Annotated in this window: 23 protein-coding genes; 15 read left to right on the plus strand and 8 right to left on the minus strand. The window is 35.2% G+C overall.

Annotated features, from left to right (window positions below):
- Positions 1 to 238 precede the first annotated feature (238 nt).
- The 8 genes from EV142_RS11810 to EV142_RS11845 all read left to right on the plus strand — a co-directional run bounded on the left by EV142_RS11810 (position 239) and on the right by EV142_RS11845 (position 8,380).
- The gene (locus EV142_RS11810) at positions 239 to 2,458 is read left to right on the plus strand and encodes a RelA/SpoT family protein (RefSeq protein ID WP_132035951.1); all 2,220 of its coding nucleotides are present in this window, start codon (positions 239 to 241) and stop codon (positions 2,456 to 2,458) included.
- 20 nt (positions 2,459 to 2,478) lie between these two features.
- A complete protein-coding gene (locus tag EV142_RS11815) occupies positions 2,479 to 3,021 on the plus strand; it encodes a hypothetical protein (protein WP_132035953.1) in 543 nt (180 codons plus the stop codon).
- A 185-nt stretch (positions 3,022 to 3,206) separates the two neighbouring features.
- On the plus strand, positions 3,207 to 3,665 hold the full coding sequence (locus EV142_RS11820) for a Fur family transcriptional regulator (RefSeq protein ID WP_026981862.1): 459 nt from the start codon (positions 3,207 to 3,209) through the stop codon (positions 3,663 to 3,665).
- 94 nt (positions 3,666 to 3,759) lie between these two features.
- Positions 3,760 to 5,031, plus strand: coding sequence for an adenylosuccinate synthase (locus EV142_RS11825; protein ID WP_132035955.1), 1,272 nt, complete (start codon positions 3,760 to 3,762; stop codon positions 5,029 to 5,031).
- Positions 5,032 to 5,088: 57 nt separating this feature from the next.
- Entirely contained in the window at positions 5,089 to 5,673 is a 585-nt protein-coding gene (locus tag EV142_RS11830; RefSeq protein WP_132035957.1) for an NUDIX domain-containing protein, read from the plus strand.
- 57 nt (positions 5,674 to 5,730) lie between these two features.
- Positions 5,731 to 6,675 (plus strand): alpha/beta hydrolase, encoded by a 945-nt coding sequence (locus EV142_RS11835; RefSeq protein WP_132035959.1) that lies wholly within the window; start codon positions 5,731 to 5,733, stop codon positions 6,673 to 6,675.
- Between the two features lie 88 nt (positions 6,676 to 6,763).
- Entirely contained in the window at positions 6,764 to 7,645 is an 882-nt protein-coding gene (locus tag EV142_RS11840; RefSeq protein WP_132035961.1) for a L,D-transpeptidase, read from the plus strand.
- 234 nt (positions 7,646 to 7,879) lie between these two features.
- Positions 7,880 to 8,380: a hypothetical protein gene (locus EV142_RS11845; protein ID WP_132035963.1), complete on the plus strand. Its 501-nt coding sequence runs from the start codon at positions 7,880 to 7,882 to the stop codon at positions 8,378 to 8,380.
- A 61-nt stretch (positions 8,381 to 8,441) separates the two neighbouring features.
- Here the strand turns inward: EV142_RS11845 and guaB are convergent, their stop codons facing one another.
- The 4 genes from guaB to EV142_RS11865 form a co-directional block, all read right to left on the minus strand.
- On the minus strand, positions 8,442 to 9,914 hold the full coding sequence (gene guaB / locus EV142_RS11850) for an IMP dehydrogenase (RefSeq protein ID WP_132035965.1): 1,473 nt from the start codon (positions 9,912 to 9,914) through the stop codon (positions 8,442 to 8,444).
- Between the two features lie 221 nt (positions 9,915 to 10,135).
- Complete coding sequence (locus EV142_RS11855) at positions 10,136 to 11,536, minus strand: DUF5723 family protein (protein ID WP_132035967.1); 1,401 nt, start codon at positions 11,534 to 11,536, stop codon at positions 10,136 to 10,138.
- A complete protein-coding gene (locus tag EV142_RS11860; protein WP_132035969.1) occupies positions 11,533 to 12,087 on the minus strand; it encodes a hypothetical protein in 555 nt (184 codons plus the stop codon). Before EV142_RS11860 ends, EV142_RS11855 begins: the two co-directional genes overlap by 4 nt.
- Positions 12,088 to 12,166: 79 nt before the next feature.
- Positions 12,167 to 13,033 carry a hydroxymethylglutaryl-CoA lyase gene (locus EV142_RS11865; RefSeq protein ID WP_132035971.1) on the minus strand — a complete coding sequence of 289 codons (867 nt, stop codon included), beginning with the start codon at positions 13,031 to 13,033 and terminating at the stop codon, positions 12,167 to 12,169.
- Positions 13,034 to 13,248: 215 nt separating this feature from the next.
- On the opposite strand from EV142_RS11865, the gene EV142_RS11870 reads away from it, so the two are divergent.
- Complete coding sequence (locus tag EV142_RS11870) at positions 13,249 to 13,854, plus strand: RNA polymerase sigma factor sigma-70 region 4 domain-containing protein (RefSeq protein WP_132035973.1); 606 nt, start codon at positions 13,249 to 13,251, stop codon at positions 13,852 to 13,854.
- 4 nt (positions 13,855 to 13,858) lie between these two features.
- A complete protein-coding gene (locus EV142_RS11875; protein WP_132035975.1) occupies positions 13,859 to 14,575 on the plus strand; it encodes a DUF3307 domain-containing protein in 717 nt (238 codons plus the stop codon).
- On the opposite strand, the gene EV142_RS11880 is transcribed toward EV142_RS11875, so the two are convergent.
- On the minus strand, positions 14,561 to 15,595 hold the full coding sequence (locus EV142_RS11880) for a quinone-dependent dihydroorotate dehydrogenase (protein WP_132035977.1): 1,035 nt from the start codon (positions 15,593 to 15,595) through the stop codon (positions 14,561 to 14,563). The two genes, EV142_RS11875 and EV142_RS11880, sit on opposite strands and share 15 nt — an antisense overlap.
- 444 nt (positions 15,596 to 16,039) lie before the next feature.
- Between EV142_RS11880 and EV142_RS11885 the strand changes: the two genes are divergently transcribed.
- From EV142_RS11885 to EV142_RS11895, 3 genes are all read left to right on the plus strand, one after another.
- Positions 16,040 to 17,176 (plus strand): formylglycine-generating enzyme family protein, encoded by a 1,137-nt coding sequence (locus EV142_RS11885; protein WP_132035980.1) that lies wholly within the window; start codon positions 16,040 to 16,042, stop codon positions 17,174 to 17,176.
- A gap of 116 nt (positions 17,177 to 17,292) precedes the next feature.
- Positions 17,293 to 18,567, plus strand: a complete 1,275-nt coding sequence (pepT, locus tag EV142_RS11890; protein ID WP_132035982.1) for a peptidase T — start codon at positions 17,293 to 17,295, stop codon at positions 18,565 to 18,567.
- A gap of 4 nt (positions 18,568 to 18,571) precedes the next feature.
- Positions 18,572 to 19,159 carry a YdeI/OmpD-associated family protein gene (locus EV142_RS11895; protein WP_132035984.1) on the plus strand — a complete coding sequence of 196 codons (588 nt, stop codon included), beginning with the start codon at positions 18,572 to 18,574 and terminating at the stop codon, positions 19,157 to 19,159.
- 301 nt (positions 19,160 to 19,460) lie between these two features.
- On the opposite strand, the gene yajC is transcribed toward EV142_RS11895, so the two are convergent.
- The 3 genes from yajC to EV142_RS11910 form a co-directional block, all read right to left on the minus strand.
- Positions 19,461 to 19,736, minus strand: a complete 276-nt coding sequence (gene yajC, locus EV142_RS11900; RefSeq protein ID WP_127336894.1) for a preprotein translocase subunit YajC — start codon at positions 19,734 to 19,736, stop codon at positions 19,461 to 19,463.
- A 76-nt stretch (positions 19,737 to 19,812) separates the two neighbouring features.
- Positions 19,813 to 20,724: a transcription antitermination factor NusB gene (gene nusB, locus EV142_RS11905; RefSeq protein ID WP_132036277.1), complete on the minus strand. Its 912-nt coding sequence runs from the start codon at positions 20,722 to 20,724 to the stop codon at positions 19,813 to 19,815.
- A gap of 290 nt (positions 20,725 to 21,014) precedes the next feature.
- Positions 21,015 to 22,124, minus strand: a complete 1,110-nt coding sequence (locus EV142_RS11910; protein ID WP_132035986.1) for a Glu/Leu/Phe/Val family dehydrogenase — start codon at positions 22,122 to 22,124, stop codon at positions 21,015 to 21,017.
- 204 nt (positions 22,125 to 22,328) lie between these two features.
- On the opposite strand from EV142_RS11910, the gene EV142_RS11915 reads away from it, so the two are divergent.
- Together EV142_RS11915 and EV142_RS11920 are read left to right on the plus strand one after the other, a co-directional pair.
- Complete coding sequence (locus EV142_RS11915) at positions 22,329 to 24,107, plus strand: ABC transporter ATP-binding protein (RefSeq protein WP_132035988.1); 1,779 nt, start codon at positions 22,329 to 22,331, stop codon at positions 24,105 to 24,107.
- 68 nt (positions 24,108 to 24,175) lie between these two features.
- The gene (locus tag EV142_RS11920; protein ID WP_026981839.1) at positions 24,176 to 24,544 is read left to right on the plus strand and encodes a PUR family DNA/RNA-binding protein; all 369 of its coding nucleotides are present in this window, start codon (positions 24,176 to 24,178) and stop codon (positions 24,542 to 24,544) included.
- Positions 24,545 to 24,599: the final 55 nt, after the last annotated feature.

Genomic DNA, 24,599 nt, shown 5'->3' on the forward strand with positions numbered 1-24,599 from the left:
TTCTTAGATTCTTAGATTCTTAGATGAAATTAAAAGCCTGCGGCTTTACTTTTTTTGCTTTTAAATATTTTTACTATTTATTTTTGAACAAATAATAAACATTTCTCTTGTCAGACTGAGCGAAGTCGAAATCCTTTTTAAAAGGCAAAAATCTAAAATCTAATATCATAAATCTACAATCCATTCCCTTGCGTATGTTCTAACTTATGCTTATTTTTAGTACTTGAACTATGCCGTTATGATAGAAATAGATATTGAAAAAGAAAATAAAGCAATTGCGCAGGAATACAAAGAATTACTTCGAATTAGCTACCAGACTTTATCCCCTGCCGACAAAAAATTAATCAGAAAAGCTTTTGATGTTGCAGTTGATGCCCATAAAGAACAACGCCGCAAATCCGGAGAAGCGTATATCTTTCATCCTATTGCAGTTGCAAAAATTGTGGCCTCAGAAATTGGTTTGGGAGCGACCTCAATTGCAGCCGCTTTATTACACGATGTAGTGGAAGATACGCCAATAACAGTTGAAGATATTGAACGATTATTCAATCCGAAAGTAGCACAACTGGTCGAAGGGCTTACCAAGATTTCGATGGTTCAAAAAGATCTGAATGCCTCCATGCAGGCTGAGAATTTCAGAAAAATGATCCTGACTCTTAACGATGATGTACGTGTTATCCTGATCAAACTGGCCGATCGTCTGCACAATATGCAAACCATGGATTCGATGGCGGAATATAAACAAACCAAAATCGCCTCCGAGACGCTCTACATTTATGCTCCGCTCGCCCACCGTTTAGGTCTTTACAACATTAAAACGAAACTTGAAGATTTAGGTTTAAAATATACAGAACCGGCTGTTTACGAAGATATCGTAAGTAAAATCAGGGAGACTAAAGAAGAACAGGACGCTTATATCAAAGATATTTCAGATGTTTTAAAGAAATCTTTAGACAACGAAAATATTGACTACATCATCAAAGGCCGTCCGAAATCTATTTATTCGATTCGTAGAAAAATGCGTGCACAAAGTGTAAGCTTTGATGAAGTATACGACAAATTTGCCCTTAGAATTGTCTATAAATCAGACCCTCACGATGAAAAATTCGTAGCCTGGAAAATATATTCTATCGTAACAGATCATTACAGACCAAGCCCAAGTCGTTTGCGCGACTGGATTTCATCTCCAAAATCAACTGGTTACGAGGCATTGCACATCACCGTCATGGGGCCAAAAGGCCGTTGGGTTGAAGTACAGGTTCGAAGCGAGCGTATGGATGAAATTGCCGAGAAAGGTTACGCTGCCCATTACAAATATAAAAATGGAGCTACAGAAGAAAGCGGTCTGGATGTCTGGCTGAATTTACTTCGTGAAGCGCTGGAAAATCAGGAAACCAATGCAGTTGATTTTGTAGAGGATTTTAAAATGAATTTATATTCAAAAGAAATCTTCGTGTTTACCCCAAAAGGAGAAATCAAATCCCTGCCAAAAGGTGCCACTTCACTTGATTTTGCTTTTAGCATTCACTCCGAAATCGGAATCAAAACCAGAGGAACACGTGTAAACGGACGTCTTGTTCCCTTAAATCATGAACTAAAAAGCGGTGATCAGGTCGAAGTTATTACCTCTGCCAATCAAAAGCCAACCGTAAACTGGCTGGAGTACGTAACGACTTCAAGAGCTAAAAATAAGATCAAAAACGTTCTTAACGAGAACACCAAAAAAATTGCCGAAGAAGGGAAGGAATTGCTTACCCGAAAACTTAAACATCTAAAAATTACAATAAGTGAGCAGGTTATCAATGAATTGGTTAACTTCTTCAAGCTTAAAACGAGTTTAGATTTATTTTACAGAGTTGGAATTGGTGCTATCGAAAATCAGCAGTTAAAAGATTACGCTGCACAAAAAGGCAACACGTTTATCAATTTCTTTAAAAATAAAATCAAAAGAAATAAAGATACTGCTGCCGATGATATTCATAAACCCGTCATTAGCAGTAATTATGATATGTTGGTTTTTGGAACCGAACATGATAAATTAGATTATAAACTTTCACAATGCTGCAACCCAATTCCGGGTGACGATGTTTTTGGTTTCGTAACGATCAACGAAGGAATCAAAGTCCATAAAAAAGATTGTCCGAATGCGATCGGAATGCAGTCGAATTACGCGTATCGTATCATGAGCGCGAAATGGATTGATTCGTCTCAGGAAGAATTCAAAGCGATTATCAATATTACCGGAATGGATGTTTTGGGACTTACGAACCAATTGACCAGAGTGATTTCGAACAATATGAGTGTCAATATTCAGAGTATTTCCCTGAGTACGGATGCCGGAATTTTTCACGGTCAGATTGCGGTAATTGTCAAGAATAATACGATTTTGAAAAAGATGATCAATGCCATCAAAAAAATTGACGGTGTTGACAAAGTAACCCGCGAATACAGAACGTAAGCCTTAATAAAAAAGATCTCATGAGAAATGACCATTTAAAAATACCCGAATTAAATTTTGATGAAAACGGAGTACTTATCATTACAGCCTCTGATTCTTCTTCTAAAAATGATTTTGATTTTTTTAAAGGCAAGTCCAATATCATCAATAAAAAACTAAAAAAGAGACTTTGTAATTGTACAGAGTGGATTGAATTTCCGTCGACTCAGGAAATGTATACTATTTTGAAGGGAATTGGCAACATCGATAATTTTCTGGCCACTTTTGATGGAGAACCTTTTGAAGGAATGACCGTCCGTTTATTTAATCCGTTAACAAAACTATGGAGTATTTATTGGTCAGATTCGAACACGGGAGTTTTAGACAGGCCCGTAGTTGGTTCGTTTGAGCATCATGTGGGACACTTTTTTTCGGAAGATGTTTTTGAAGGCCAAAATGTAATTCAGGTATTCCGATGGGATGCCAGAGATGAAAAAAATCCGGTGTGGAGCCAGGCGATGAGTGCTGATAAAGGAAAAACATGGGAATGGAACTGGTACATGTTTATGACAAAAACAGAATAAAAATTTTGTTAGTTTTATCTCATATAAAAATAAATATGTTAATAAAGTTTCTGCAAATCCATAAATAAAACACGATGTAAAACCCTTAAACAGGAGTATTGACAGCGTCTAAATCGAGATTTGAAAGTTAAACTTTGAACCTTAAACTTTTATTCATTAAAATAAAAAATTATCTTTGCCAGATTATGACACTAATTTCAACTGACAATACTAAAAATCAAGAAATTGTAAAAAATGTTTTTACAATGTATCTTGAGCAGAAAGGGCATCGCAAAACTCCTGAGCGTTATGCTATACTTCAGGAAATTTACGATAGCGAAGAGCATTTTGACATAGAAAACCTTTATATCAAAATGAAAAACAAAAACTACCGTGTGAGTAGGGCAACTTTATACAACACGATCGAGTTACTGTTAGACTGCGCTTTGGTTAGAAAACATCAATTTGGGCAAAATCAGGCTTACTACGAGAAATCTTATTTTGATAAGCAGCACGATCACATTATCATGACAGATTCCGGTGAAGTGATTGAGTTTTGCGATCCAAGAATTCAAACCATCAAAAAAACAATCGAGGAAATCTTTGACATTGAGATCACCAATCATTCATTGTATTTCTACGGAAACAAAAAACAAAAACAATAGTCCGGAAAGGAATTATTCAAAAAATAAAAAAAAGAAAATTAACTACATTAATCAGTAGGGCAACTTAAATTGTCTCAACGCAAATTAAAACAGAATGACCGTAGATTTATTACTAGGATTACAATGGGGAGATGAAGGTAAAGGAAAAATTGTTGACGTTCTTACCTCAAATTATGATATTATTGCACGTTTTCAGGGAGGACCAAATGCAGGACATACATTAGAATTTGACGGAATTAAACACGTTCTGAGAACGATTCCTTCCGGGATTTTTCATAAAAAATCAATAAACATCATTGGAAATGGTGTTGTAATAGATCCGGTAGTTTTTCAAAAAGAAATTGAAGGTCTAGAAAAATTTAACCTTGATATCAAAAGCAAATTGATCATTTCAAGAAAAGCACATTTAATTTTACCAACACACCGTTTGCTGGATGCTGCTTCTGAAGCATCAAAAGGAAAAGCGAAAATTGGTTCTACCTTAAAAGGAATCGGGCCAACTTACATGGACAAAACCGGTAGAAACGGATTGCGTGTAGGAGATATCGAGTTAGAAGATTTCAAAGAAAGATATAGAGCTTTAGCAGACAAACATGAAGCAATGATTGCTTTTTATGATGTTGCAATTCAATATAACCTCGAAGAACTTGAAAAAGAGTTTTTTGAAGCTGTTGAAGAATTGAAAAAATTAGATTTTATTGACAGTGAAGAATACATTTATCAGGCTCAAAAAGCTGGTAAATCTATCTTATGTGAAGGTGCCCAGGGATCTTTATTAGATGTTGATTTTGGAACTTATCCTTTCGTAACTTCATCCAATACTACTGCTGCCGGAGCTTGTACCGGTTTAGGAATTGCTCCTAATAAAATCAAAGAAGTGTACGGAATTTTTAAAGCTTACGTTACACGTGTGGGCAGCGGACCTTTCCCAACGGAACTTTTTGACGAAGTTGGTGCTACAATGGCAAGAGTCGGAAACGAATTTGGATCTGTTACAGGAAGACAAAGACGTTGCGGATGGTTAGATCTTGTAGCTTTAAAATATGCTGTTCAGGTAAACGGAGTAACACAATTAATGATGATGAAAGGTGATGTTCTTTCCGGATTTGAAACCTTAAAAGTGTGTACCGAATACAATTATAAAGGACAAAACATTTCTCACTTTCCTTATAACATCGAACCTGAAAACGTAACTCCGGTTTATAAAGAATTTAAAGGCTGGAAAGCGGATCTAACAGGTTTGACTACTTACGATCAATTGCCAATCGAGCTAAAAGAATATATTGAGTTTATTGAAGAAGAAGTAGGTGTACCAATCAAAATTGTATCGGTTGGGCCAGACAGAAAACAAACGATAACAAAATAACAAATACGAAACGCTCTGATAACCAGGGCGTTTTTTTTATATAAAACTATTTTCGCCATGAGAAAAAACCCAGAAATCAAAATAACAGAAACTAAATTATTATCTGACAATTGGTATGTACTAAACAAGGTAACTTTTGATTACCAGAAGAATGATGGTAAAACAGAATCGCATATTCGTGAAGTTTATGACCGCGGAAACGGAGCAGCTATTTTATTGTATAATACGGCCAAAAAAACAGTTATTTTAACACGACAATTTCGTTTGCCTACTTACCTTAACGGAAATAAAACCGGAATGATGATCGAGGTTTGTGCGGGACTTTTAGATCATGATAATCCCGAGCAAGCTATCATTCGGGAAACAGAAGAAGAAACAGGATATCGTTTAAGTAAAGTTCAGAAAGTTATCGAAACCTATATGTCTCCGGGTTCTGTAACAGAAATTCTATACTTATTTGTTGGAGAATACGACGAAACAATGAAAGTGAATGAAGGCGGCGGATTAGATGCTGAGCAGGAAAACATCGAAGTGCTTGAATATACTTTCGACGAAGCTTATGCGATGATTGAATCCGGTGAGATTTCAGATGCTAAAACGATTATGTTGTTGCAGCATGCTAAGATTAAAGGTTTAATTTAATTTTTTTCCTCTGCAATGTGTTATTTTTAGATAACATAAACTATGACATTATTCTAAATGAAATTACTTAAATACGGAAAAATAATTTTCACAATACTATTCGCTATTTTTATAATAATGAATACTATTGCTTTTTTTCATGCATACAAATTCACCCATTTTTCGAATAGCAAAGCTGAAAAAACTAAAAGCCCGGAAAAATTAACTTCGTTTGAAAAAGCGAAAATTTTATTTTTTGGTGTTAATAACCCGAAACCAAAAAGCACAAAATTCCCTTCTCAAGAATACCAAACTTTAAAATTGCAAAGTAATAAAGAAATTGAATGCTGGTTAATTAAAACAGAGAAGTCAAAAGGAACCGTAATATTATTTCATGGCTACGGTGGTGAAAAATCTTTAATGATTGAAAAATCAGATAAATTTATAAAATTAGGTTATAGCACAATGCTTGTCGATTTTATGGGAAGCGGAAATTCAGAAGGAAATCAGACTACAATTGGTTATAAGGAATCTGAAGAAGTTAAAACAACATTCGACTATTTAAGGCAAACCGGAGAAAAAAACATTTATCTATTTGGTACTTCTATGGGAGCTGTTGCCATAATGAAATCTATTCATGATGACAAAATAAAACCAAAAGCAATTATACTTGAATGTCCGTTTGGTTCGATGTACGAAACTGTATACGCAAGATTTAAAAGAGCCAATGCACCAACTTTTCCGATGGCCAGAATGCTGTTATTCTGGGGAGGAATTGAAAATGGATTTTGGGCATTTAGCCATAATCCGACTGCCTATGCAAAAAGTATAACTTGCCCCACTTTATTACTGTATGGACAAAAAGACAAAAGTGTAAGCCTAACAGAAATAAATCAAATTTATGCCAATTTGAAAGGTTCTAAAAAACTCAATACTTACAAAGATACAGGACATGAAAACTATTTGATTAAAAACAAAATTGAATGGGTGAAAGATATTTCTGGTTTTCTAAAATCAACTTAAAATGAAAATATAGCAAACAATTCAAAAAATTGTGTAAGCGATTTGAGAGGTGATTAAAATAACTTTACACCAATCAAAAAACCAATTTATGAAAAAGTTATACTATACATCCAATATCCTTCTTTTACTTGTTTTAGGCTTAGTAGGTTCTTGTAAAAAAAATGAAACTGCCAAAGAAAAAAACGGAGCAAAACCACATAAAACTGTTGAATACAAGAAACCAAAATCAATCGGTTTTCATTTTGAAAAAACAAAACAATGGCTTGAAGCCAACAAAAGCGATTCGACTAAACTGGATATCGCTTATGCTATAAACAGAACGGACAAAGCTAATTTTGCTAAAATGGATTCCGTTATTGTTCCTGCTGACTTTAGTGGTGATTTACCTTCTTATCTCCCTTTCCCGATTCATGTTTCTAATTTAGAAAATGTTGATAAGGTTTTAATTTTCTCTTACCCGACCCAAATTTTTGCTGCTTACGAAAATGGCGAATTGGTGTACACCGGTCCGACCAATATGGGAAGAAAAAACGACCAGACGCCAACCGGGTTATTTTTCACCAACTGGAAAGCCGAAAAAACAACCAGTACTTTTAATGACGAATGGGACCTAAAATGGAATTTCAATATCGAAAATAAATTAGGAGTTGGTTTTCATGAATATGAATTACCGGGCTATCCGGCTTCGCATTCCTGCCTGCGTTTATTAGAAAAAGATGCTAAATATCTGTACAAATGGGCCGATGAATGGATTTTGAAAGACTCCGAAAATGTAAAAGTAAAAGGAACTCCGGTAATTGTTTTCGGAAGCTATCCTTTCGGTTCGCCAAAACCCTGGTTTGAATTAGTTAAAAATCCGAAAGCTTTAGATATTTCCGAATCGGATCTTGAAAGTCAGACAGCTACTTTTATTCAAAAAATAATAGACAATCAAAAAATTAGAACAGGAGATGAAACTGCTACACCTTAAAAAATCTTGACACTCTATATATACTTACGAAATCAGCTATAACAGTATTGTTTAGCTGATTTTTTTAATCATTACTAATTATAGTGTGTTTGTTTGTGAACAGGAATTTTTAAATAAAGTTAATGCTGTTTTGACAAGAAGTCTCTTTAATTTTCCTATTTTCGTTAAAGAAATTTACCCTCAAGGAAATAAAAAAGACCAGAGAAAACTTAAACGCCTAAACCCATAACCAAAATGTTAAATAAATTAATACTGTTATTTCTGCTATCCGCTACCTGCATGACAGGACAAACTAAAAGCAATACAAAAGTAGAAACGTACACTAGTCGAAAAAAACTTTATGAAATAAAATATGCCCCTGAAAGATGGATACGCGCAGATACATCAGATTGGGATGTTGAATTTCATGATCAATACAATTTAGTGACTGCATATTTTATCGAGTATGATTATTTCATCAGCGATAAAAAATTAAAAAGCACTATAGAAGATGAATACAAAGAGTTTGGTAAAATCAAAAATCTTAAAATCTACAAAAAGAAAATAAATGACTTAACGGTTAATTATTTCGAATGTGAACTGGATTATAATGATCTGTTATACAAATATCAGGGTTTTATCTACAACGGAAAAGGTGGCTCGATACAAATGCAGTTTGGCGCACAAGCCGAAGCCATAGAACAAAATAAGGACATTATCGATGAACTGAGTAATGGAATTTCTATCGTTAAGTAAAAACAAAAAAAGGCGTAAAAACTAAATTTTACGCCTTTTGATTTATATGGAAAACTGAAAATTATCTGGAATAATTTGGAGCTTCTTTTGTAATCGTAACATTATGCGGGTGACTTTCCGTAATTCCACTTGAAGTGATTCTCACAAAACGCCCTGTATCCTGCAAAGTCGGAATATCTTTTGAACCACAGTAACCCATTCCGGCACGAAGACCACCTATGAATTGAAGCATACTTTCATTTAATTCTCCTTTGTATGGAACACGCCCTACAATTCCTTCCGGAACCAATTTTTTAACATCATCTTCCACATCCTGGAAATAACGGTCTTTAGAACCTGTTTGCATCGCTTCTACAGAACCCATTCCGCGGTAAGATTTGAATTTTCTTCCTTCAAAGATAATAGTTTCTCCAGGAGATTCTTTTGTTCCTGCTAATAGAGAACCCAACATTACACAGTCAGCACCTGCAGCGATTGCTTTAGGAATATCTCCTGTATAACGAATTCCACCATCTGCGATAACCGGAACTCCGGTTCCTTTTATAGCTGCTGCAACTTCAAGAACTGCAGAAAACTGAGGAAAACCAACACCTGCAACAATACGTGTTGTACAGATAGAACCGGGACCGATTCCAACTTTTACACCATCGGCACCATTTGCTACTAAATATTTAGCCGCTTCCGGAGTTGCAATGTTTCCAACGATTACATCTATTTGCGGGAATCTTGATTTTACTTCTTTCAATGTATTTACAACACCTTCCGTATGTCCGTGAGCAGTATCGATAATGATGGCGTCAACACCCGCAGCAACTAATGCAGCGGCTCTTTCGACAGCATCTCCGGTAACTCCAATGGCAGCAGCAACTCTCAAACGTCCAAAGATATCTTTGTTTGCGATTGGTTTTTGAGTTAGTTTGGTAATATCCCTGAAAGTGATTAAACCAACTAATTCGTATTTATCATTTACAACCGGTAATTTTTCGATTTTATGGCCTTGTAAAACTACTTCAGCCTGCTCTAATGAAGTTCCTTCTGCTACAGTAACCAGATTGGTACTTGTCATTACTTCTACAATGGGTCTGGCTCCGTTTTTTTCGAAACGTAAATCACGATTGGTAACAATTCCTTTTAAAATTCTGTTTTCATCAACGATTGGAATTCCGCCAATTCCGAATTCTTTCATGGCATTTTTAGCATCTGCAATGGTAGAAGTCATTGGTAAAGTTACAGGATCAATAATCATTCCTGCTTCAGCACGTTTTACTTTTCTAACCTTCGCCGCTTGCTGCTCGATGGTCATGTTTTTATGTAAAACACCAATTCCGCCTTCCTGTGCCATAGCAATAGCCATTGCACTTTCAGTAACGGTATCCATAGCAGCTGATACTATTGGAACGTTTAGTGTTATGTTTCTTGAAAATTTTGATTTGATACTCACTTCGCGTGGAAGCACATTCGAGTAGTTAGGTACTAATAATACATCGTCGTAAGTTAAACCTTCGCCGATAATCTTGGAGTTGTGTGCTATCATGTTGCAATTTCTAGTTGAATTGCGTGCAAATGTAGTGAATAAATCGGCAACTTGTTCACTAACTTAATCATAAAATTGTATTTACAGGAAAGGTCTTACAATGATTTAAGCGATAAAATCCAATTTTTAAATTCCAAATTCCAATAAAGGCGAGGGAAATTTCAATACTAAAAAAGCCAGATTTGGTATTTGAAATTTTGAAATTGGATTTTTTATTTTTATTAATCTTCGGAATCCTGAAAAACGAAATTCAATCCGAACTGAAAGGCCAGACTATTGGCTTTGGTGACATCTTTGTACTCTAAAACATTGTCGACAAGAGCATAGATGTTAAATTTCCCAATCGTTCCGGCGACTCCTAAACCAATATTTTTCTTCGAAAAGGAATCGAATGTATAGGTGGCTTTTATATCTAATTTCTCCAGAATACTGCGTTTGTAAAAAACGGTGAAAGCTGTAAAAGGTGCTCTTGGCATTGTCATCAGAAATAACTGCCCTCCAACTGAATTCAGGTATCTTCGGCCCACTTTTCCCTTACAATTACAATCGGCATCAGATCGGTATTCTCCAAACGAATATTGCATTGACGAATAGAATTTTACAGGCCGCCAGGTGGTGTATTTGTTATAAAGTGTGTCACGTGGAATGGCTTTTTCGAAATCATCAAAAACATTTTCAGGTTCATTCGTATCAGAGAAAATAGGGTTTACACCTTCATATTCATAATACCCTTTGTAAGTTAATGTCTCGATATCTTTGGACTGTTTTATGAAACCCACATCAACAACACTTGCGGTAAATTGAAGGTTCTCTTTGAAATAGTACGTAATTCCGGCATCGAAACCCAAGCCTAAACTTCCGTTAAAAAAAGTATTGTGTGCTATATCTCCCGCAATACTTCCTTCGTATTCGTCTTTTGTAAAACTTGCAATTCCTGAGGTTTTAAGTTCTAAATCAGAAGAAATGATCTGATTATAAACATTAGCAGTTCCTGCATCTTTACCGGTATAAATATAACCGGAATTCTTTGTAGATGTTGCATTGGCGCCACTCGAATAGATTTTGGCACGACCACCCAAAACCAGCTTTTCATTTACTTTTTTATGAAATCCAATATGGAATACGGAAAGTACTTCGGCTCTAAGGTTTACATCCCTCAGATTGAATAATTTACCGATATAATCGCGGTTCCCGTCTAAGGCAAGGACTCCAATATCTTTTGGGAAGTACATTAAAAAATCGAATTCCTGATAAACTCCAAAGGAAACATAAGATTTGCTTTCTTCCCCTCCTACTCTAAAACCGCCCGAAAACAATTCAAGTTGCTGGTTGATCTGGGTTTTATCATTGTTGGATGACCGGTTTACGATTCTTCGGACTTTATCGTTAAAATCAACTCCATTATTAGCAAATAAATCATAAGCCGAAAAGCTTTTGGAACCGATATTTGCCGAAACTCCTGACAATGCAGGGATTCCGAAATAAAATTTATACGAAACATCGGCACCCGGATTTACAAGTGAGGACTGTGGAATAGAGGTAAAATTATACAGTACTTCTTTATTTTGGGAAAAAGAAGCAAGCTGAAAAAGCACTGTTAAAATACAGAGTACCTTTTTCATTCGATTTCCAGATAAGCGGTTGCACCAGATTGCAATTTTAAACTTCCCTGACTATTTTCGTCCAAAGGAGCTCCCGATCCCATTGTTACTACAAAACCGATTTTAACAGTTTGTTTCAACAAATCTAATCGTTGTCCTTCGAATATTTCAGTAGTATGTTTTATAACATCAGGATTTCCTGAATACGCAGGGGTTTCCAGTGTTATCGTTTCAAGGACGTCATCATTTTCATTAAAAAGTAATAAATCAATCGTAAAGGCACGTGCTATGGTGTTTTCAGTTTCGCAATCCAGCTCCAGTTTTACGAGATTATCTGTGAAAAATTTCTTTTTGAAAACATCAAATTCTTTTTCGTCAAAAGCAATCAGCTGTTCTTGTCCATTATCTGTAAATTCATTTGCAGGCACATCAAAATGAGCCACATTGGCAACAAAAACGGGCTTTAGTTTCAAATCATCCACCTGATCAAAATCTAAATCACTGGAACATGAAATAAATAACAGAGGAAAAAAAGCAAATAGAAAGATTTTATTTTTGAGGTATAATCCCATGACTGTAGACAATTAGATTTAAACTACAACGGATGAAAGTTGCTGATTATTATTCCTTTGTCATAAAGATACTTTATTTTTAATGAAATTTCCCAAACAATTTTGACGCTTCATTATAAGCACTTTCAAAACTTAAAGAATTGAGTCCTGTTATTTTTTTGTTAGCCGTAAAATACGAAATGAGTTTTTCTGTAGGCATATTTCCGGTCAGTTTATCGGTTGCCATTGGACATCCTCCAAAACCCTGGATAGCACCATCAAAGCGGGTACAGCCTGCCTGGTGTGCAGCCTCTATTTTCTCAAACCAGCTGTCTGGTGTGGTATGCAAATGGGCTCCGAATTCTATTTGGGGATATTTTGGAATTAAATTTGAAAAAAGATACGTAATAACCTCCGGAGTAGAACTGCCGACTGTATCCGAAAGGGATAAGATTTTTACGCCCATTTTAGACAATTTTTCAGTCCATTCCCCTACTATTTCTACATTCCACGGGTCTCCATACGGATTTCCAAAACCCATAGAAAGATAGGTAACCACTTCTTTCTTTTTCTTATCGGCAATTTCAAGGATTTCTTCCAGTGTGACTAAAGATTCAGCAATGGTTTTATGTGTATTCCGCATCTGAAAATTTTCTGATATCGAAAAAGGAAATCCCAGATACTGAATTGGTTCATGCTCTGAAGCGGAGGCTGCTCCCTGTGTATTCGCAATTATGGCTAAAAGTTTGCTCGTTGTCTGAGACAAATCGAGTTGGGCCAGAACCTCTGTTGTATCCTGCATTTGCGGAATAGCTTTTGGCGAAACAAAACTCCCAAAATCAATGGTATCAAACCCTACCCTCAGCAAAGCCTGGATATAGGAAACTTTATTTTTGGTGGGAATAAAATCCTTGATACCCTGCATGGCATCACGTGGACATTCGATAATTTTGATTTCTTTATTCAAAGCTTATTCTTTAGTGAAGGCTAAGTTAGTTTCTTTTTTAAAGAAATAAAAGTTATAATTTTCTTTAATTACAATATTCCCTAATAGTGTAACATTTTTAAATGTTACTTAAAAGCGTAACAATTAATAATATTACATAAAAACGTAACATTAAAAAATAGTATCTATATTTGTACTATTATTATTATCTATTTATTTTAATTATATTTGAATCTATGACCAGTGTAATTACAGGAGACATAATTGACTCGAGAAAGCAAAAATCCAAAGACTGGGTAGAAGGTTTAAAAAAGATCCTCTCCCCTTTTGGCGAAACCCCTGCAGAATGGGAAATTTACAGAGGTGACGAATTTCAAATCGAAATAAAAAACCCTGAAGATGCGTTATTGTCAGCAATCCTGATAAAAGCACATTTAAAGGCTATAAAACTAGACGCCCGTATGAGTATCGGTTTTGGGGATAAAACACATGATGGTGAAAAAATATCTGAAAGTAATGGTTCTGCCTTTATAAATTCAGGAGAACTTTTTGAAACTTTAAAAAAGCAAAGAATGACTTTAGCCATGCGAACAGGCGACATGGTTACAGATGAAAAAATGAACCTGATGATCCGGCTGGCTTTAACTTTTATGGACAACTGGCCTGCGCCATCTGCAGAATTTACAGCCATTGCAATAGAAAACCCGGGTTTGTCGCAAGAAGAATTAGCCCCGAAATTAGGTGTTAAAAGAGCTGCCGTAAGCCGAAGACAAAAACGGGCCCAATTTGATCTGGTTATGGATTTAGATCGCTATTTTAGAAAACAAATAAACAATTTATAATCTTATGATTTTATTTATAAAACTGCTTTTAGCACACTTATTAGGCGATTTTATATGGCAGCCCAACTCATGGGTAGCCAATAAAGAAGCTAAAAAACACAAAAGCATTTATTTATATCTTCACATCCTGCTGCATGGGACTTTAGCAGCAATTCTTGCCGGAGAAATTCAATTTATACCGTATGCTGTTCTTATTGCCGTTACACACGGAATTATTGATTTGGTCAAACTAAATTTTCAGAAAAACAAAACAAAACGCATTTGGTTTATAGCCGACCAGGTCCTGCATATCATCGTGTTAGCCGGAATAACAATCCTTTATCAAAACAAATCCATAAACCTGAACTGGTTTGACAATCAGTTTTGGATTTTAATAACGGGAATTTTACTGATCACAAAGCCAACTTCCATATGTATCAAAATAATAATTTCGATATGGAGTCCTGAAAGCAGCAATAATCATAGTGATCATTCGCTTGCCAGTGCGGGGAATTACATTGGCATATTAGAGCGATTGTTTGTTTTCTGTTTTATCCTGACCGGCCACTTTGAAGCCATAGGTTTTTTATTGGCAGCAAAATCTATTTTTAGATTTGGAGACCTGAAAGAAGCCAAAGACCGAAAACTTACCGAATACGTTTTAATCGGTACTTTGTTAAGTTTTGGAATTGCAATACTTACGGGATTTATAGTACAGGCGCTACTTTTACAACTGCTGTAAAACCTTTTTATTTATAGCCTTAACCAAAGCCGGACCTTCATAAATAAAACCGGTATACAATTGCACCAGGCTGGCCCCCGCATTTAACTTTTCGATCGCATCATCGGCGGAATGAATTCCTCCTACTCCAATAATAGGGAATGCCTTATTGCTTTTCTCAGAAAGAAAACGAATAACTTCAGTAGAACGATTTGTCAATGGTTTGCCGGACAAACCTCCCATTTCAGTTTGATTTGCAGCTTGTAATCCATCACGTGAAATTGTAGTATTAGTAGCAATTACACCGGCAATCTGAGTTATTTTTATAATATCAATAATGTCTAACAATTGTTCGTCTGTTAAATCCGGAGCAATTTTCAGAAGTATTGGCTTTATTTTTTGAGTGCTTGTTTTTTGCTTTTCTATGTTTCTGTTCTGCAAAGTCTGCAGTAAAGCCGTAAGCGGTTCTTTATCCTGTAAAGCTCTCAAATTAGGTGTATTGGGCGAACTTACATTCACCACAAAATAGTCTACATGATCAAATAAGGCATCAAAACAAATGATATAATCATCAACAGCATTTTCGTTTGGGGTAATTTTATTTTTACCGATGTTTCCACCGATTAAAACGCCTGAATTCTTTTTCAAACGTTCTACCGCTTCCAGAACCCCTCCGTTATTAAACCCCATTCGGTTAATAATAGCCTGATCTTCCTTTAGTCTGAACAATCGTTTTTTAGGATTTCCTTCTTGTCCAACCGGGGTTACAGTTCCTATTTCGATAAAACCAAATCCAAAATCAGAAAGTTCTTTATACAATTTGGCGTCCTTATCAAATCCTGCTGCAAGTCCAACCGGATTTTTAAACTTAATTCCGAAAACTTCCCGTTCTAAACGAGTATCTTTTACTTCGTAAATGGACTTAATAATTGATGAAACACCAGGGATTTTTGATATAAATCTAATAAATGAAAAAGTAAAATAATGCACTTCTTCCGGATCAAACCAAAAAAGTATCGGGCGAATTATCGATTTATACATAATAAGTTGTTGTTGTTTTTTTGGGTGCAAATTTAACTATAATACTTGAAAAATCAGCATTAGTGTAACTGAAAGGATATTTTTTCTCATTTCAATATACAGATTAGCACAACGCTATAACGTCGGTGGTACTCACGAAGCTGGCAGAACTATTCAGAAAGGGCTGCTATAAAAATAAAACAGACAAACACAACAAGTTTATATACAAGCAATAAGACAATCTGACCATCAAATTTATCCTCTTCAAAAACTGGAGGCCAAGAAGTAGTTTTGCATCGAATTTAAAATAATTTATATAAAAATATTTATTCTATAGAAAAAGTAGAATTTTTATATCTTTGAAAAAAAATCAGCTAACCTTGTAAATAAATTCTATTTAATAAGGTTATTTTTTTCTGACTATTAAACTGTACAACAAATACTTTCAAATTAAAATCTGCTCTAATGAAAAATAAAATTTATTGGATTTTTGCCATTCTGACCATAACTACTATTTCAATCGCATACGGTTTTACAAAGTTTATTGTACCAAAAGAAAAATCAGCAGCAATGGACTGTACAGAAGCTACAGCCAGCAAAGCATCTTCTGAATTCGAACCTACAATCGTTAATAAAAATTCTGCTCCAGCCAAAGCTCCAAAAGGAATGGTATGGATCCCTGGTGGAGAATTTTCGATGGGCAGCAATGTTGAAGACGAAAGCTTGTGCAGCATAAAAGGCATTACAAAGGATGCCGCTCCTATTCATCGCGTTTATGTGGACGGATATTTTATGGATGAAACCGAAGTGACCAATGAACAATTTGCGAAATTTGTAAACGCTACCGGTTATGTGACTGTCGCTGAGCAAAAGCCAACTCAGGAAGAATTCCCGGATGCTCCGCCAGAAAATCTAATTGCAGGTTCTGTAATATTTTCTCCAACACCGGCAGCTGTAAATCTCAATGACTTCCTTCAATGGTGGTCTTACGTAGGCGGAACCGACTGGAAACATCCCCTGGGCCCTGAAAGTTCGATAAAAGGAAAAGAAAAATATCCCGCGGTACAAATTACTTATGAGGATGCTGCTGCTTATGCAAAATGGGCGGGAAAAAGATTACCAACTGAAGCTGAATGGGAGTTTGCCGCCCGGGGCGGAAAAACAGGAAATCTGTACGCTTGGGGAAATACGTTAAAACCAAACGGAAAATTTCAGGCTAACATCTATCAGGGGCACTTTCCTATTAAAGACGGAGATACGGGAGAAGACGGCTTTAAAGGAATTGCACCCACTGCCCAATTTAAACCAAATGCCTACGGATTATATGATATGGCAGGAAATGTATGGGAATGGGTAAACGACTGGTACAGCCCATCCTATTATAGCGAATTAAACAAAGACGGAAAAACAGCAAAAAACCCTCAGGGACCCGATAGTTATAATGATCCTAATGATCCAACTGAAAAAAAACGGGTACATCGTGGCGGCTCCTTTTTATGTACCGATCAATATTGTACCCGATACATGGTGGGCACCAGAGGAAAAGGAGAAATACGGTCTGCCGCCAACCATCTTGGATTCAGATGCGTCAAAAGCATTTAAAAGAGAGAATAAAAAGGATTCTACAGTAAACTGAATCCTTTTTTATTTGAATTTAGATATTAGGAGCGGCAATAATACAGCTCATAAAAATGCCTATATTTGCTAAAAAATAAAAAATGCAACATATTATAGATCGTTTTATCAGTTATGTAACAATCGATACAGAATCTGATCCGAACTCAAAAACTACCCCAAGTACAGAAAAACAATGGAATCTTGCCAACAAATTAGTTGAAGAACTAAAAACAATTGGATTACAAGAGGTTACCATTGACGACAAAGCCTATATCATGGCAACCCTTCCGAGTAATGTTGATCATGAAGTTCCCGTAATTGGATTTATTTCACATTTTGATACTTCACCGGACTTTAGCGGAGCTAATGTAAAACCGCAGATTATTGAAAATTACGACGGAAAAGATATTGTCCTGAATGCTGAAAAAAACATTATTTTATCTCCCGATTACTTCAAAGATTTAGTACAATATAAAGGCCAGACCATTATTACAACAGACGGTACCACACTTTTGGGTGCTGATGACAAAGCCGGAATTACCGAGATTGTTTCTGCTATGGAATATCTGGTGCAGCATCCTGAAATCAAACACGGCAAAATCAGAATTGGCTTTACCCCTGATGAAGAAATCGGTCGTGGTGCCCATCATTTCGATGTCGAAAAATTTGGTGCTCAATGGGCTTACACGATGGATGGAAGTCAGATTGGTGAACTGGAATATGAAAACTTCAATGCTGCAGGTGCCAAAATTACGTTCAAAGGAAAAAGTGTTCATCCGGGATATGCCAAAGGAAAAATGATCAATTCGATGCTGATAGCAAATGATTTTATCAATGAACTTCCAAAAGGAGAAACACCACAGGAAACAAAAGGATACGAAGGTTTTTTCCATGTGCATCATCTGAAAGGTGGCATCGAAGAAACGGTTTTGGAACTTATTATTCGCGATCACAACAAAATCAAGTTTGAAAAAAGGAAAAGCTTAATCGAAAAAATCGCAAAAAAAATCAATAAAAAATTCGCAAAACAATTTGGTGAAGATATTGTAACTACTGAAATAAAAGACCAGTATTACAATATGAAGGAAAAAGTACTTCCGGTAAAGCATATTGTTGATATTGCCGAAAAAGCAATGAGAGAATTGAACATTAAACCGATCATCAAACCCATTCGTGGCGGAACTGACGGATCTCAATTATCGTTTATGGGATTACCTTGCCCGAATATCTTTGCGGGTGGTCACAACTTCCACGGGAAATATGAATATGTTCCTGCTGAAAGCATTCAGAAAGCGACTGATGTGATTGTAAAAATTGCGGAACTAACTGCTGTTCCCGGAGCTTTCGATACAACTGAAAAAGCTAAAAAAAGATAATACTTTGGAACCGGAATCCGATAAAAAACACATTTGGGACAAAGTCAATAATTGGGAAGAGGAATTGCTTTTCCTCAAATCAATTATAGACAAAACCGAATTGTCTGAAACCATAAAATGGGGCGGTCCGGTTTATGTTTACAATACAAAAAATGTTGTCGGAATTGGTGGATTTAAAGACTATTTTACCATTTGGTTTTTTAATGGCGTTTTTCTGAAGGATGAAAAAAAGAAGCTGATCAACGCCCAGGAAGACAAAACAAAATCTTTACGCCAATGGCGATTTACTTCTAAAGAAGAGGTCAACGAAAAGGAAGTGCTGGAATATATTCTGGAAGCTATTGAAAACGAAAAGCAGGGGAAAATCATAAAACCGACTAAAAAAGAAACCATTGTTTCTGAATTATTGGAAAAAGAAATGAATCAGAATCCGGCTTTATCGGAAGCTTTTCAGAAATTCTCGCCTTATAAACAATATGAGTTTTTAGAATATATTGAAACCGCTAAACAGGAAAAAACGAAACTTTCGAGAATTGAAAAAGTGATTCCGATGATTCTTGGAAATATTGGACTGAATGATAAATACAGATAGTTGGTAAATTCCAAATTCCAATTGAAGCTGTCACTCTGAGCGAAGTCGAAGAGCCAAATTCCAATTTTGCGGATATTAAGAGAAATCGAAATACATATGTCACATCGAGCGGAGTAGAGATGCACAAAGGTTCTCGACTCGGCTCGAACTGACAAATAGAACAAACCTTTGTCAAAGTTTTAAAACTTTGACAAAGGTTTGTTTTAGCTCTTTTTGAACATAAAAAATCCCAAACTCCAATCGTTAATTGGAATTTGGGAATTTTATCCCGACGCTTCGGGATTGGAATTTTATAAAAAACTTACGCTTTTTTATTCAACGCAGAACTCATTTCCAAAGAAATAGCAGAACGCTCAATTTTTAATTTCCCAGACATGGTTTCGATGATTACAGAAGTTTCACCAAGTTCAACAACTTTACCGTGAAAACCACTTTTTGTAATTATTTTATCACCTACTTTCAGGCTGCTTTCAAATTCTTTTTCGTTTTTAGCTCTTTTTTGTTGTGGTCTGATCATAAAGAAATAGATCACTACAAACATTAATAGAAATGGCGCAAATTGAGTTAATTGTCCCATAATTTAAATTCTTTTTTTTGTTTATTATTAATATTCTTTTGGAATTTGGCTTTTATTAATTGAAATTTCTTCCCGATTACATCAAACCTCTTCCCACTTTAATCATTTTTTTGTTGGCTTCCAGCTCTTTAACCAGATTATCTAAAATTCCGTTGATAAAAATACTGCTTTTTGGCGTAGAATACTCTTTAGCAATTTCTAAATATTCGTTCAGCGTTACTTTTACGGGAATAGAAGGAAATTTTAAAAACTCGCAGATCGCCATTTTCAGAATAATCGTATCAATCTCTGCAATACGATCGCTGTCCCAATTTGGTGTTTTGTCTTCGTATTCTTTTGCTAAGATCGATTCGTTTAAAACTGTTCTTCTGAACAAATCTTTTGCAAAATCTTTATCTTCAACATCCTTATACAATTTTGGCACTCTGAAATCATCCGGATCTTCGGTTTTGATAGCTTTCAATTGTTTGATAATATGCGTATTCACAACAGGAATATCATCAACCCATGTTAACTTATCGTCTTCCAGGTATTCATACAATTTATCATTCGGAACAATAACATCGGCAAACAAATCAACAATAAATTGTCTGTCTTCCTGAAATGTATTCACGGAAGTCTTCATGTAGTTGGCGTACAATTCACTTGCTTTAATGTCATTTAAAAGCAATAAAATATAATCATCATTTAATGACCAGTTATTGATTTTACGATTTTCTAAAGCGATACTAAGTGAATTACTTTCGGCAAGTAACTGAAAAATTTTGTTCTTGATAAATTTTTCATTTGGATTACGTTCTGCAGCAGTTGCAAGATGTTTTTTACTTGACAGATGTAAAAAAACAGATTCTTTTTTACAGATCTCTATCAATGAAGATAGCATTATTAAATATAAGTCCTGAATATTATCAATACTGTAAAAAAGAAACTTCTCTTCTTTTTCCATATTGTCAGAACCGCTTTGATGCATTGCATAAATGGACTGCATTACCTTAACGCGTATGTGTCTTCTATTTACCACCTTGTAAGAACATTTAAAAATTAGTCTGCAAAAATAAGTATTTAAGACCTGATATTAAAATTTAAATCCATTAATTTTCGAACAAAAAGCAGTCGCAGTGTTCAGTCCCAGTTTTCATTGCAAACCGGTTAAAGAGCCGCAGTCGCAGTCTGCAGTATAAAAAAGTCTCAGTCTCAGTCACAGTTTTCAACTTATACCGAAAACTGAGACTGATACTGAGACTGTGACTAATTACTAAGACTGAGTCTATAAAAAAACTACTTCTTAGCTGCGTTTTCAATTTTTCTCAAATCGATACGATTCTGAGCAATTGTAAGTGCGGCTTTGTGCGTTGTCATTCCGTTTTTCACGGCATAATCGATAATTTCTAAAGTAGTGTTGTAGATATTTTCGGTTTTACGCATGATTTCTGCTTTACCATAATGCTCTAATTCAGCATAAACATTGATAATTCCACCAGCATTGATCAGGAAGTCAGGTGCATATAAAATACCTCTTTCTGACAATCTTGCCCCGTGAATATTTTCATCAGCCAATTGATTGTTGGCAGCACCGGCAATCACTTTAGCTTTTATTTTATTTACTGTATCATCATTGATTGTAGCTCCCATTGCACATGGCGCATAAATATCAACATCGGCAGTATATATATCTTCACCTGTAAATATTGTTGCGTTGTATTTTTGAGCTACTTCATATAATTTCTCTTCGTTGATATCTGTAATGAAAACCTTTGCTCCTTCTTTGGTTAAGTACTCCACCAAAGCTTCACCAACGTGACCAATTCCCTGAACCAAAACTTTTTTACCGTCTAAAACATCAGAACCAAACTGACTTTTTGCAGCCGCTTTCATTCCTAAGTAAACGCCATAAGCCGTTACGGGAGAAGGATTTCCGGAACCACCTCTTTCTTCTGAAATACCTGTAACGTAAGGCGTTACATCTCTTACAGTATCCATGTCTTTAGTTTCCATTCCAACATCTTCAGCTGTAATATATCTTCCGCTTAAAGAGTGCACAAATTCACCAAACTTACGCATTAACTCGGGTGTTTTTTGTGTCTTGGCATCCCCAATAATGACTGCTTTTCCACCACCAATATTAAGTCCTGTAATGGCAGATTTATAAGTCATACCTCTTGAAAGACGCAAAACATCGTTTAAAGCTTCCCATTCCGTATTATAATTCCACATTCTAGTACCTCCTAAAGCCGGCCCCATAACTGAATTATGAATACCAATAATTGCTTTTAAACCTGTATCTTTGTCATTGCAAAATACAATTTGTTCGTGATCGTTAAAAGATAACTGACCAAAAACAGGATTCATTTTTTGAAGTTCCTTTCCAGTTGCGAAAGTTGCATCCATAGCGTTACTGTTTATTTGTTAAAATTATGAATTTGTCAAAAAGACATCTCAAACATAAACAAAAAATACACATGTGCTAATATTTTATCTTTATAATAACAAATTAACAATCCATTTATATTGATTAAATTACACTTTCTATTGCTTTTAATTGAAAGTAATTTATAAAATCAATATCATTTCAACATTGAATATCTTAAAAAAATGAAAGAATTACGCTATTTAAACAAATATTTCATTAAATATAAATATAGTTTTTCACTAGGAATTTTAATCACCATAATCGCACAAATATTTTCCTTGTTTACTCCCAAGCTGATTAGCAAGTCTTTAAACGCAATTGAAAACTTTGACAAACTGTCAAAAGCCGATCAGAGCTCAAAAATGATCATCGCTTCTTATCATCAGGATTTAATTCATAATGTATTGCTAATCATAGCTACTACAATTGTTGCGGGTTTTTTGACCTTCTTAATGCGTCAGACTTTAATCGTGATGTCACGTCATGTCGAATTCGATTTAAAAAACGAAGTCTTCAGACAATATGAAAACCTTTCTCAAAATTTCTACAAACAAAACAGGACCGGGGATCTAATGAACCGAATCAGCGAAGACGTTTCAAAAGTCCGAATGTATGTTGGTCCGGCCGTAATGTATACGATCAATACCTTTATTCGTTTTGCCATTGTTATTATCTACATGTACAATGTATCGCCATTATTGACGCTCTATACCATATTACCGCTGCCGATACTTTCGTATTGTATTTTTAAACTGAGTTCGGAGATCAATAAAAGGAGTACTATTTTTCAACAATATTTATCTAAAGTTTCCAGTTTCTCTCAGGAAATATTTTCAGGAATCCGGGTCATTAAGGCGTATTCTTTAGAAAATCAACATCAGAATAACATGATCGCTCTTGCTGACGAAAGCAAAAGCAAAAGTTTAAACCTGGCGAAAGTTCAATCGTTGTTTGGTCCCCTGATGATTGCGCTAATCGGAATCAGTAATTTGGTGGTGATTTATTTTGGAGGTGTTATGTACATCAACGGAACGATCCGGAACATAGGAACAGTTGCAGAGTTTATTCTCTACGTAAACATGCTAACCTGGCCTGTAGCATCGTTGGGATGGGTTTCTTCGATGGTTCAGGAGGCAGAAGCTTCCCAAAAACGTCTGAATGAATTTTTAAAGATTCAACCGGAAATCAAAAACAACAATGAAAACTCATCTGACATTCAGGGTTCCATTTCTTTTGAAAATGTAAGTTATACGTATCAAGACACTAATATCACCGCTTTAAAAAATGTAACTTTTACCGTTAAAAAAGGAGAAACTTTAGCAATCCTTGGAAAAACAGGTTCCGGAAAATCAACCATATTATCCCTGATCTCCCGTTTGTATGATGTTACCGATGGAAGAATAACAATTGACCAAAATGAAATAAGCACTTTAAACCTAAATGACTTAAGAAATAACATCGGAATTGTTCCTCAGGATGCTTTTCTATTTTCAGATACCATCAAGAATAACATCAAATTTGGTAACCAAAATGCTACTCACGAAGAAGTAATTATTGCAGCCCAAAATGCTGTAGTTCATGACAATATCATTACTTTCAACAAACAATATGACACCATATTAGGAGAGAGAGGGATCACACTTTCAGGCGGTCAGAAGCAGCGTGTTTCTATTGCGAGAGCCATTATTAAAAATCCTGCAATTTTACTTTTTGACGATTGTTTGTCTGCTGTCGATACAGAAACAGAGGAAACTATCCTGAATAATTTATCGGAAATCTGTAAAGATAAAACTACAATAATAGTCAGTCATCGGGTATCTTCCGCTAAAAATGCCGACAAAATAATCATTTTAGAAGATGGTAAAATCATTCAACAAGGCTCTCATAATCAATTAATAAATCAGGAAGGGTATTACGCATCGTTATATTTAAAACAACTTTCGGAAAAAGAATTACTTTAATTGTTGCGTAATAGATAAATTTTTATGATTTTTGAGTACTATTAATTCCAAAAATGATAGAACGTATTATGAGAGAAAATGACATGTTAGAAAAAGAAGAGATTTTTTCTAAAGTATTACGAGCAGGGAGAAGAACTTATTTCTTTGATGTAAGAGCTACGAAAGCTGATGATTATTATATCACGATTACTGAAAGCAAAAAATTCACTGAAGAAGATGGTTCTTTTCATTTTAAAAAACACAAAATTTACTTATACAAAGAAGATTTTGGTGCTTTTGCTGAAATACTGGAAGAAATGACTTCATATGTCTTGAACCACAAAGGCGAGGAAGTAATTTCTGAAAGACATCAAAAAGATTTTAAAAAAGAGTACGGTTCTGATAAACCTGAAGGTCAAAGATCCAGCTTTACTGATATTGATTTTGACGATATTTAGTCCTAAATAACTTTTTAAAAAGTACGAGTCCAACATGTCCTGCATTTTGGGCTTT

Source organism: Flavobacterium circumlabens (assembly GCF_004345565.1).
GTDB lineage: Bacteria > Bacteroidota > Bacteroidia > Flavobacteriales > Flavobacteriaceae > Flavobacterium > Flavobacterium circumlabens.